Here is an 11,427-nt window from a genome sequence, read left to right as displayed (position 1 = left end):
CCAGTCTACCCGGTTGATGCGAAGAGAAACTGGCGAATCGATTGAAATGCTTCGCCCTGGATGATCGGGTTTGGGGCCCAATTGGGGTGATGCGGGGATGAACCGCCCGCGAGGACCTAACCATGGGGTATTCTTGGATTCTAGATTCGGTCCCCCACTACTCGCCCAAACACACCAAGCACGGCCATGACATTCTTTCTCGGACTGATGATGGGCATCATCATCTACAGCTTTTTCCGCTGTATTGTCGGCGGTTTCTACACGGTCAGCCCCGACCAGCGGGCGATCGTGACGAGTTTCGGAAAAGCGCAGCGACTCGAAGGGATGCAGGTCGCCGACGGTGACGCGGATTCTGACGGATTGAGCGACGAGGAACACCAGCGGTATGAATACCCTCAGGTGCGCGTCGTCGGCCCCGGCGGACCGTACTTCAAAATGCCTTGGCAAGACGTCCACAAGGTTTCCGTCGCGACCCAGGCGGTCGACCTGTCGTGGGACCCTTCCAAAGCCCAAGACACGATCGAAGCGGTCACCAAAGACAACTTGACGACCGGGATCAACGGCCAGCTTCGTTATCGGATCAGCGAGAGCAACCTGTACCCCTATCTGTTCGGCGTTGCCAGTCCGCTCGAGCACGTGATGGGCTACTTTGTCAGCGTGCTTCGCGAACGCGTCGCCAATTTTGTCGACCCGAAAGGGCAAACGCTGTTGGTCGATGCGGAAGTCGACGAAGCCGACGGCGACCAAGAGGAGTCGTCCATCGATTTAAGCGAAGGCGTTTCGATCAACGACTTGCGAAAGAACTTGCCGCTGTTGAACCAGTACATGGAAGAGCAGTGCCGTTCGACGACCGGTCGCTACGGCATCGAACTGGACGCAGCCTTGATCACCGAGATCGACCCACCCGCCGAAGTCGACCGAGCCCTGTCGGCGATCAATAGCACCCGCAACCAAGTCGCCGCGGACCTGAGCACGGCACGGGCCGATAGCGAGCAACAAATCACGATGAGTGCCCGCGCCGTCGAAATCGCGACCAACAACGCCCAGGCAGAGGTCGCACCGCTGCGCGAACTGGCCCAAACGCTGACCGAGATCAAAAAGGAAGGCGGTTCGTCATGCTTGCAGGCCTATCTGCGGAACGCCCGGATCCCACTCTATAACGTTGCTCGTCGCGTGATCCAGACCACCAAGACCGACGCGGCCGGTTGAGACACGCCGGTAACGAGTGACAATCAAAACTGAACAAAGACAACGAAAACGAAGAAGGTGATACGATGGCATGGTTCGGCGGTGGATTTATTTTCGGTTTGATGTTGATTCCGATTCTGCTCGGATTCGCACGCTTTTTTGGACTCTACGCCTGCGTCGGCGAGTGCAAGGCACATGTCTTCACCCTGTTCGGCAAGGTGATCGGGACGCTGGATCAACCGGGGCTGCAAATCCCGGTGTTCAAATTCGGCCCACGGGCGTTGCTGGTGCCGTTCTTTGGAAAGTCGTATGTTGTTGACACCTCGCTTCGGCAGCATTATTTGCGGAGCCAAATGGTCAACTCGGAAGAGGGCACGCCGATGGGCGTGGGGATCTGGTACGAAATGCGGGTGACCGATCCGGTTTCGTACCTGTTCACCAACGCCAACCCGGACGGTTCGCTGCAAGCCAACGTGACCAGTTCGACGATTTCCACGCTGAGCAATCTGGAGATGGAAAAGATGCTCGAAGACCGTCACTCGCTCAGCCGAACGGTTCGCAAAACCGTCTCGCCGCTGTCCGAGAAGTGGGGCTACACTCTCGGATCGGTCTACATCCGAAAGGTCGCGTTTACTGATCGGTTGATGGTCGACAACATCACCGAAAAAGTCGTCAAACGCTTGGTGCAGGTGACCAGTGCGATGAAGCAGGACGGAGAGAACCGCGTCGGTTTGATCAAAAGTGAAACGGCCTACCGCGTTTCACAAAAGATGGCCGAGGCCTCCGCATCGCGTCCCAAGATCGTCGGCAAGGCACTCAATGAGATCGCGGCTGCCGACCCGGAAATCTTGAACACCGTGTTGTCGGTGATGGAAGTCGACACGCTGATCGAATCCAACGCCGAAGTCGACTTGCTGCCCGATTCGAGCAACGTGCTGATCCAGGTCGGCGAAGGAGCCGGGCGGGAGTCGTAGGGGCGTGATGATGGGGGCAAGACGATGGGGGCAAAACGATGGGGAGGCAGAATGATGGGGGAACTGCGGTTGTGACCGTCGGGTCAGGGAGTACTGGTGGGGAATGGGACCGATAGGACGCATGGGACCTATACGTCGTATGTGTCCTATTGGTCCCATTGCGTGATCGCCCACCGTCTGGCGACGGTAGCTACGTCGAGCAGATCGATCTGCTAGTGGACGACCAACTTGACTTCGTTCCAATAGGCCCATTCGTTGTGCCAATCGTTGGCTCGGTTTTCTAGCGTCAAGCGAATCTGCTGGCCGGCGTACTTTGACAGGTCGACAGTGACGTCCAACCATTCATCGTTTGCAACGGTGCTGGAGCTGACCGTTTGATCGGCGAGGACGTCTTTTCCGACCAGCACTCGCAATTGCCAGTCACCGTGGGGGTGATGGCTGACACGCAGCTGCAATTCGGTCGCCTTGCCGGCGGGGACCTTGACATCACGGAACATTCGGCACGGCTGGTGGCGGTCCTTGGGATGCGTCTGCACGGCCGATCGGTTTCGGAACACCTTGTGGTGCACGATGCCTCCCTCGCCGACGTCACGGACGCCAAACCCGGGCGCGACCTGCGCCACCACACGCCGCCAGTTGGGATCGGAATCTTCGGCAATGTCTCCCGTCGCCAACCGTCGGGCCACGAATTCTTGCAGGTTCGACAGTTTGCCTTTGACGGCCAAAGCCAGCGATCGCTCGGGGAATTCCGGCACCATCGGTTCCAAAGCGAACCAGTACATCCGGGCCAAGTTGTTGTCATGGACATCGTCGGCGTGCATCGCCAACTGCTCCAAAATCGGCCAGCGATCGGCAAAGGGAAGTCGCTGGACCGCCGAGGCCAAGTACAACCGGACGACGGGCGAGTCGTCGTGTTTGGCCATCGCGGAAAACTTGTTCAGGACCGTCGGGGTTAATCCGGATTCTGACGATTCGATATCGGCCAAAAAGAAGGCGTCCACCGTCGTCTTCTCGCTCAACAACTGGATCGCCCAGGCTCGTACGTAGTGGTCGTCATGGTCCAGTAAGTCCGTCAGTTCCTGCGATGTGATCACCCCTGTGACGTGGGCTGCCCATAAGGCGCGCAATCGTCTCGGGGATGAGCCGGCGGTGCGAAACATCTGCTTCAGCTGAGTCTTGGTCGCGGATGGATCGAGTGTTCGGTCAGCTGCGCGTGCGTGCAACAGCACACGCGCCTGGCGGACGTACCAGTCATTGGTGTGCCACTGCATCGCGATCAATTCGCTGTCGGACAGCGAACGCAGGTTGGGCCGCGCGATCGGCTGGCTGCCTTCGGGCATGATCCGATAGATCCGACCGCTTTGGGGAAAATTGATCGCGTTGCCGCAGATGTCGGTGTCGTGCCAATCCAGGAGATAGACACCGCCTTCAGGGCCGATTTCCACGCTGAACCCGACCCAGGCCAAATCGTTCGTCGGCAGGAAGTCGTCCCCGTGTTTGCCGATGAAGCTGGAACCGTTGGGAACCATCACGTCGGTCAGCACACAGTGCTCGTGGATGTTGCACATGAACAACCGGTCGTGATACTGCTGCGGAAACGCGTCGGCCAGATAGAACCGCGCGCCGCCGTGGGCGGACAAGTGCGTGTGGTCGCGGATCGTTGTGATGTCGTCGTAGATGTGCGGATTGATATGCGGGCGGCTTTGCTTGGTGTACACACCGCCTTGGACGACGTGAAACAGGTGCGGGATGACGCAGCAGGTGGCGAAGCCTTGGCCGTGATTGTCAAAATCAAAACCCCACGGGTTCGAAAGTCCCCTCGCGAACACCTCGTACTTCTTCGTCACCGGATGGAACCGCCAGATCCCGCCGTCAATGAACTGTCGCCGCGCGTCGTCTTCGCCGGGTTTGCCGACTCGTGATTGCGTGAACACCCCGTGGCATCCATACAGCCATCCGTCGGGGCCCCAGATGAAACTGTTCAGCGTTTCGTGACGATCGTTGATTCCCCAGCCGTCCAGAAGCACTTGCGGCGGACCGTCGGGGCGGTCGTCACCATCCGCATCGGGGATGAAACTGAAGTTCGGCGGCGATCCGACATAGACGCCTCCGAAGCCGACGGCGATCCCCGAGGTGAAGGTCAAATCGTCGGCAAAGGTCGTCTTTTTGTCGAACACGCCGTCGCTGTCGGTGTCCTCCAGAATTTGAATCCGGCTGACCTTGTCATCGGTGTGTTCGCGACGGGTGCGGTAGTTCAAGTTTTCGACCACCCACATTCGGCCGCGGTCGTCGAAGCAGAACGCGATCGGTTCGGCCAGGTCCGGCTCGGCGGCGAAGACCGAAACCTCAAAGCCGTCCGGGATCGACATCGTCTTGACGGCTTCAGCGGGCGTCAGAAACGGTGCGTCGCTGGTGCGGTGTTGTTGTTTGGGCAACCGTTGTTGTGCCGTCGCGACCGCCGGGAAACCGAAAGCGAGTGCGAGCCCCAGGCACACCAGAGATAATGGGCTGTGGGCCCGTAGGCTGGCGCCAGACGGCTGATCCTCGACCGACATCAGCTGGTTCGTGCCAGCGTCCGGGCGTTCAGCGTGGTGTGGGTGGCGGGCCCGTAAGCTAGCGCCAGACGGCTGATGGGCGTTGAAGTGTTGATTGACATCTTCCATTGCGATCTTCATTCCGCCGCCTCCACTTGCGATTTGGTTTGCATGTATTTCACCAGGTCGAACAGGTCCTCACGGGGGAGTTGTTCCAGTTGCCCCTCGGGCATCATCGATTTCTCGGAGACCTTCCGCGCTTCGATCTCGTCTTTGGCGATCACCAGTCTCGGTTGGTCGACGGTCTTCAGCACGATCCGCCGGCTGTCTTCTTCGGCCAGCACACCGGTCAGCACCCTGCCATCGACGGTTTGGACCAACTGCGTCCGATAGCCTTCGGGAACGTCGCCACTGGGGTCGACGCTGTTGAGCAGAAAGTAGTCCAGGTTGGCGCGGTTGGATCCGGTTAAATCGGGTCCGACCTTGCCGCCGGCTCCGTACATCAGATGGCACGCGCCGCAGGTCTTTTGAAAAACCACTCGGCCGCGACGAGCGTCAGCCGTTGCGAGCGCTTCGTCGGTGATCAAGCGTTTGAACTTGGCGATCCGCTCGCTGACGTTCTTTTCCAGCTCGGGGATCTCGCCATAGACCGCCGTGAATTCCTGTCCCAGCAGCTCACGTAGCGTTCGGGCGATGTAGGAGGGGATGTGCTCGCGCGGTACCGTTTGGTCCTTGATCGCCCGCACGAGTTCTTTTGCATAGGCTTTTCGCGTGGCCAATGTTTCGATCGTCGCCGATTGGGCTTCCCGCGGGCTGGTGGCGTAGCGGGAGAGCAGGATTCTCGGGGCGTCCTGGGTGGCGATCACCGCGTAGGCGCGAATGGCGTCCAGACGTAGGGCGTCGACGTCTAAAAGTGATTCCAACTCCTCCGCCAGACCTGTATCGCGCTGCGAGACCAGTGAAGCGAGCGCGGCTTGACGCTGGCTGTCGGGCGCGAGTGGATCACGGAGTGTCGCCAGGGCACGCTCGGTCGCGGCGGTGTCGCCAAAGATCTGGGACAAACGGTTGGCGGCGTCACGGATCGAGGGATCATCGCTACGGGCCAGTTCGGTCGCCAGCGAATTCCACTCGTCCGGCGGCTGGACGTCGCGTCGACCCTCCAGCCCTCGCAACATGCCCTTCATCAACGACGATCGAACGCCGTCGCTTTCGGACTGCTGAATCGTTCGTACCAACAGGGCAAGTGTGGCGGCTTCGTCCAGGGCCAGCGCCGCGGTCGGACGGGCGATCCATAGAAGCATGCCGAGTATCGCGAACCATTTGCTGCGCATGAGGAGATCTGGGGAAGGCATGAAGCAAAGCGGTCCAATGGGGAGGGAGTTGGAAGAGAGGCGTCGATTCGAGGGGAGACTGATTGTAGTAGATCGCCTGGGTAAAGGGGCGTGTGGAGGAAAAACGATGGGGCCGAAATGCCGGCGGGAAGCGTTAGCGAGCGGCACGTGTCGGGGAGATTTGAACACGGGGAGGCAGAATGATTCGGGGCAGAATGATGGAGATGGGGGGCGAAACAATTGGGCCAAATGCCAGCGGGAAGCGTGACGGCCTGTCGATTTAATCAGCCGTTTGGCGCGAGCCAACGGGCGCCACTGCGTTTTCTTGGTATTGGGAGCCCGTACGCTCGCGCGAAACGGCTGATCCCACGTGTAATCGGATTAAATCAACAGACCGGTAAGCGAGCGGCGCATGTCGGGGAGCGTTGCATGTGGACGGGGCAGAACGATGGGGCGGAGGGCTGGTGCGGTCGGAACGGTGGACATGCGAGACTTCAGCTATGATGGCGTGTTGAAAGAGAGCAGGATTGCACCACCGCGTTTACAGCTCGCTTAACCTACGGGTGTCGTTGATGAAAAATTGGATTCCGGCTCTGGGACGAGCGTTTGTGTCGATCGGCATTTTGGCCGCCGGTGTGGGCGGCTTCTTTTTGATGGGAACGCCGGAAGTCCCGGTCCAGCCGCCAAAGCCCGCTCCGCCCCCGCTGGTGGTGGCCAAGCCGGCGCTCGCGCACACCGACGGCATCGCCTTTGACGTCGACGGTGTGGTCGTTCCCTACCGCGAGATCGATCTCACCGCCCAGATTTCGGGAAAGGTCCAGTACAAATCCGATGCCTGTCGCAGCGGGCGGACGGTCAAAAAAGGCGATTTGTTGTTGCGGATCGAACCGGACGACTATCAATTGGAAGTGCGTCGACTGGCCGAGGAACTGGCACAGGCCGAGGCGATGATTCGCGAACTGGATGCCGAAATCACCGCGGCGGACAACCAGATCGAATCGTCCCGTCAGCAACTCGCCATCGACGTGCGACAGTTGAAACGCAACGAAGATCTGATGCTGCGTAGCGCCGCGTCCGATTCCGAAGTCGATAGCGCGCGGAAGGCCGAGCTGGCAACCCGTAACACCCTGCAATCCCAGATCGATCAACGAAACCTGCTGACGCAGCGTCGGCTGAGAATGGAAAGTGCCAAGGCGCTGGTGCAGGCGAATCTGGACAAGGCCGAACTGAATTTGGCGCGAACCGACATCAAGTCGCCGATCGACGGGGTGGTCGTCAGCGAAAGCGTCGAGCAAGACGGGTACGTGCAAGCCGGCGGTTCAATCGTGGTGCTGCAAGACACGTCGCGGCTGGACGTCAGCTGCAAGTTGTACATGCAGCAAATGCATTGGCTTTGGCAAAGCGGTTCGCCTGCGGGGAGCGACGATGACTACCAACGCGGCTACGATTTCCCCGAAACACCGGCCACCGTGATCTACTCGCTGGGTGATGAACAGTTTGCCTGGCGGGCGGTCGCGGATCGCTACGACGGCGCCGGCGTGGACGCTCAAACCCGCATGGTGCCTTGCCGGGTGCACGTCGATGATCCGACCGCGGTGACGCAGCTGGCCGAATTGGAATCGATGGGGCGTGGCGATGCGTTGGTCGCGACGCAGGACAACTCTGGGAACGGTTCGGGTGAACAACAAGCGAGTCTTGGTGCGGAAATCACCGGCCGCGGCACCACTCAGCAACCGCCCACGTTGATGACGGGGATGTTTGTGAAGGTGCGGATTCACGCGACTCCACCGATCCCGCTGGTCCGATTGCCACACGAAGCGATCCAGCCGGGCAACACGGTTTGGACGGTTCAGTCGGGCAAGCTGCACAAAAAAACGATTGCGGTCGCCAATTCGACCGCCGACTATGTCGTCGCCTATCAGCGGTCGGGCGGTTTGCGCGCCGGAGACCTGATCGTGACATCACCCCTGGCGACACCGGTCGAAGGGATGGCGGTCAGCGCGTCGGCGGACCCGTCGTCTAAAAAACGATCGGGACCGCCAGGCGGCACACCCGGCGCCGACGGCGAACGCCGCGGCGACTCCGGCCAAGGAGGGCGGCCGCAATGATGAAGGCGATCGTCAACACATCGATCCACAATCGCGCCGCACTGAACCTGTGCATGGTTGCGATCATGATCGTCGGTTGGTTCTGTCTGAGGGCGATGCACCGGGAATCATTCCCCGAATTCGATCTCGACCGGATCACGGTCACCGTGCCCTATCCCGGTGCGGCCCCTCAGGAGGCTGAACAGGGGATCGGTCAGAAGGTCGAGGAAGCGGTCCGCTCGATCGAAGGTATCAAGAAGGTCACGACGGTGGCGATGGAGGGTTCTTGCACCGTTTTGATGGAATTGATCCCCGGGGCTCGTTCGCCCGATCGCGTCTTGGACGAAGTTCGTTCGGGCGTAGATCGAATCCCCAGCTTTCCGCTCGAAGCCGAAGACCCCGTGGTCACGTTGGTCACCAACCGACGCCCTTCGATCCGTGTCGGCGTGCTGGCCCCCGAAACGGCCCCGCGGAACGCCGACGACACACTGTCCTCGCAAGCACAATTGGACCTGCGCGAGGTCGCCGAACGCATCCGCGACGACTTGCTGGCGATCGATTCGGTGTCGCAAGTCGACTTTCTGGCCGCGCGTGATTACCAGATCGACATCGAGATTCCCGAGGAAACGCTGCGGGCCCACGGGCTGACGCTACGGCAGGCCGCCGAGATCATTCGCCGAGAAAACCGCGAATTGCCTGCCGGATCGATCCGCAGCCAATCCCAAGAGGTGTTGTTGCGGGGAAATAATCGACGGACCAACGGCGACGAGTTGGCCGAATTGCCTTTGGTCACCGAGCCCAGCGGCGCGGTTCTGACGGTCGCCGACCTCGGCACGGTCCGCGATGAGTTCACCGACGCCACGGCGATCAATGTGATCAACGGTAAACCCGCGCTGGCACTTTCGGTCGAGCGCAGCACGTCGGAAGACTTGTTCGTGATGATCGACGCGGTCAAAGACTACGTCGCGAATGCCGAATTGCCGCCGGGTTACCAGCTGATGACCTGGAGCGACGAATCGGTCGAGGTCCGGGGGCGCTTGGACCTGTTGCTCAACAATGGCGCTCAGGGGCTGGTGATCGTGTTCACACTGTTGCTGTTGTTCCTGGATCCGAAATTGGCGTTTTGGGTCGCGTTGGGAATCCCGTTCTCCATCCTCGCCGCGGGCATCTTTTTGTATTTGACCGGCCAGACGTTGAACCTGATTTCGATGTTTGCGTTTGTCATGGCGCTGGGCATCGTGGTCGACGACGCGATCGTCGTCGGAGAGAACGTGTTCGCGCATCGGCAGATGGGAAAGCCCCATTTGCGAGCTGCGATCGACGGGACGGTGGAGGTGATTCCGTCGGTGACGACGGCTGTTTTGACGACCGTGGTCGCGTTCGCGCCGCTGTTGTTTGTCAGTGGAACCATGGGCAAGTTCACTGCGGTGATGCCGGCCGCGATCATCGCCATCCTGATGGTCTCGCTGTTCGAGTGCATCACGATCTTGCCCTGTCACTTGGCACACGAAGACAGCATCGTGTTTCGATTTTTTAACGTCGTGCTGTACGTGTTTCGGCCATTGCTGCTGGTCGCCCAAAAGTTGAATCGGGGCGCGACGTGGCTGTTGGATCGTTACATCGATCGTGTCTATGGTCCGACGCTGCGCTGGTCGCTCGGCAACCGTTCGATCGCCGTCGCCCTCTGTTTCGCCGCGTTGATCTTGACCGGCGGTCTGTACCGCAGCGGAATCATTCAGTTCAATTTCTTTCCTCGGGTCGATGGCAATACGCTGAGCGCGACCGTGGTGTTTCCCGACGGGACGCCGGAAAGCGTGACGGTCGCGGCAACCAAGCAGGTGGAAGACGCGTTTTGGCGGATCGCCGATCGCTACGATAAACGTGGTCAGCCGATTGCCAAGACGTCCTACCGCGTCGTCGGCGCTGCGGTTTCAGGCGGCGGCCCCGGTGGATCCCCGATGCCCTCCGGCGGCGGAGGGCACAAGGGCAGTGTCGAAGTCGAATTGGTCAATGCGGAAAGTCGCGGCGTGCACAGCCGGGCCATCGTCGCCCAGTGGCGTGAAGAGGTCGGGACGATCGTCGGCACGGAGGAATTGACGTTGGGCACGCGGTCCTTCGGCCCCGGAGGGACACCGATCGAATTCAAGTTGCTCGGTCCGGCCCGCAGCGTGGACAAACTGGAAACCGCCGTCGAAGAGTGCAAGGAACGTTTGGCCAAGTACCCCGGTGTTTATGACATCAAGGACGACTCGGTGCCCGGGAAATGGGAGTATCGTTTCCGGATCAAACCCGAAGCGTTCGCGATGGGCGTGCGGACGGCCGACCTGGCCGAAACCGTGCGGGCGGCGTACTACGGTGAAGAAGTCATGCGGGTGCAACGCGGACGCCACGAAGTGAAGATCATGGTCACCTACCCGCGTGACGACCGGCGGTTGCTGGCCAATTTTGATGAAGTCCGGGTCCGATTGAGTGACGGGATCGAACGGCCGATCACCGAACTGGCCGAAATCGATGTCGTCCGCGCCTACTCGGAAATCAATCGCATCGATCAAGCCCGATCGATCACGGTGTCGAGCAATCTGGACGAAGAAACCGGGAACGCTGAAGAGATCGTTGCGGATCTGCAAGCGGAGTTCTTGCCGGGATTGTTGGCGAAGTATCCGGAGCTGAGAGTGCGTTGGGAGGGGCAGCAGGAACGTCGCGCCGAGTCGATGGGCAGTTTATTCAGCGGGTTCGGCGTCGCTTTGTTTGCCATGTACATCCTGTTGGCGATCGAATTTAAGTCGTCCGTTCAGCCGTTGTTGGTGATGTTGATCATCCCGTTCGGGGCGCTCGGTGCGGTGGTCGGGCACTTGATGATGGGGTTGCCGCTGACCTTGTTCAGTTTTTACGGGATCATCGCGCTGACCGGGATCGTCGTGAATGACTCGATCGTGTTGATCGACTTTATCAATTCCCGGGTTCGCGGCGGGATGCCGATCGGACAAGCGCTCACGGAATCGGGGGCCAGGCGGTTCCGGCCGGTCTTGTTGACCACGATCACGACGATCGGTGGGTTGGTGCCGATCCTGTTGGAGTCGTCGATTCAGGCCCAGATTTTGATCCCGATGGCGACCAGCATCGCTTTTGGCGAGTTGTTTGCAACCGTTGTTGTGTTGTACCTGGTTCCGGTCACCTATTCGTTGTACTGGAGTGCCGGCGGCCGCTTGGTTGCCGAATCGGAAGACGAGATCGGAGAGTATCAAAGCGACGAGCCGGCCGTGCCGGTCCCGGCGTAGCGGGGGCCGCTTAACGTAGCTACCTTCGCCAGAAG

6 protein-coding genes are annotated in these 11,427 nt (G+C 60.1%); 4 read left to right on the top strand and 2 right to left on the bottom strand.

All coding sequences use genetic code 11. From position 1 onward, the window contains the following. Positions 1–186: 186 nt before the first annotated feature. Positions 187–1,209: an SPFH domain-containing protein gene (locus tag Mal15_RS18965; RefSeq protein ID WP_147869210.1), complete on the top strand. Its 1,023-nt coding sequence runs from the start codon at positions 187–189 to the stop codon at positions 1,207–1,209. Positions 1,210–1,274: 65 nt separating this feature from the next. Continuing rightward, on the top strand, positions 1,275–2,162 hold the full coding sequence (locus tag Mal15_RS18960; protein ID WP_147869209.1) for an SPFH domain-containing protein: 888 nt from the start codon (positions 1,275–1,277) through the stop codon (positions 2,160–2,162). 212 nt (positions 2,163–2,374) lie between these two features. On the opposite strand, the gene Mal15_RS18955 is transcribed toward Mal15_RS18960, so the two are convergent. Next, positions 2,375–4,717: a PVC-type heme-binding CxxCH protein gene (locus Mal15_RS18955; RefSeq protein WP_167546912.1), complete on the bottom strand. Its 2,343-nt coding sequence runs from the start codon at positions 4,715–4,717 to the stop codon at positions 2,375–2,377. Positions 4,718–4,833: 116 nt separating this feature from the next. Then, complete coding sequence (locus tag Mal15_RS18950; protein WP_167546911.1) at positions 4,834–5,997, bottom strand: c-type cytochrome; 1,164 nt, start codon at positions 5,995–5,997, stop codon at positions 4,834–4,836. A gap of 602 nt (positions 5,998–6,599) precedes the next feature. On the opposite strand from Mal15_RS18950, the gene Mal15_RS18945 reads away from it, so the two are divergent. Together Mal15_RS18945 and Mal15_RS18940 are read left to right on the top strand one after the other, a co-directional pair. Beyond that, positions 6,600–8,135, top strand: a complete 1,536-nt coding sequence (locus Mal15_RS18945; RefSeq protein WP_147869206.1) for an efflux RND transporter periplasmic adaptor subunit — start codon at positions 6,600–6,602, stop codon at positions 8,133–8,135. Beyond that, positions 8,132–11,392, top strand: coding sequence for an efflux RND transporter permease subunit (locus tag Mal15_RS18940; protein WP_233902881.1), 3,261 nt, complete (start codon positions 8,132–8,134; stop codon positions 11,390–11,392). Before Mal15_RS18945 ends, Mal15_RS18940 begins: the two co-directional genes overlap by 4 nt. The last annotated feature ends 35 nt before the right edge of the window (positions 11,393–11,427 follow it).

The sequence above is a fragment of the Stieleria maiorica genome, assembly GCF_008035925.1.
In the GTDB taxonomy this organism is placed as follows: domain Bacteria; phylum Planctomycetota; class Planctomycetia; order Pirellulales; family Pirellulaceae; genus Stieleria; species Stieleria maiorica.
This window is presented reverse-complemented; position numbering and strand designations above follow the sequence as displayed.

Bases quoted from the DNA above. Each gene is read 5' to 3' on its own strand.
- Mal15_RS18940 (WP_233902881.1), top strand. From the start codon at position 8,132: ATGATGAAGGCGATCGTCAACACATCGATCCACAATCGCGCCGCACTG.
- Mal15_RS18955 (WP_167546912.1), bottom strand. From the start codon at position 4,717: ATGTCGGTCGAGGATCAGCCGTCTGGCGCCAGCCTACGGGCCCACAGC.
- Mal15_RS18965 (WP_147869210.1), top strand. From the start codon at position 187: ATGACATTCTTTCTCGGACTGATGATGGGCATCATCATCTACAGCTTT.
- Mal15_RS18945 (WP_147869206.1), top strand. From the start codon at position 6,600: ATGAAAAATTGGATTCCGGCTCTGGGACGAGCGTTTGTGTCGATCGGC.
- Mal15_RS18960 (WP_147869209.1), top strand. From the start codon at position 1,275: ATGGCATGGTTCGGCGGTGGATTTATTTTCGGTTTGATGTTGATTCCG.
- Mal15_RS18950 (WP_167546911.1), bottom strand. From the start codon at position 5,997: ATGCTTCTATGGATCGCCCGTCCGACCGCGGCGCTGGCCCTGGACGAA.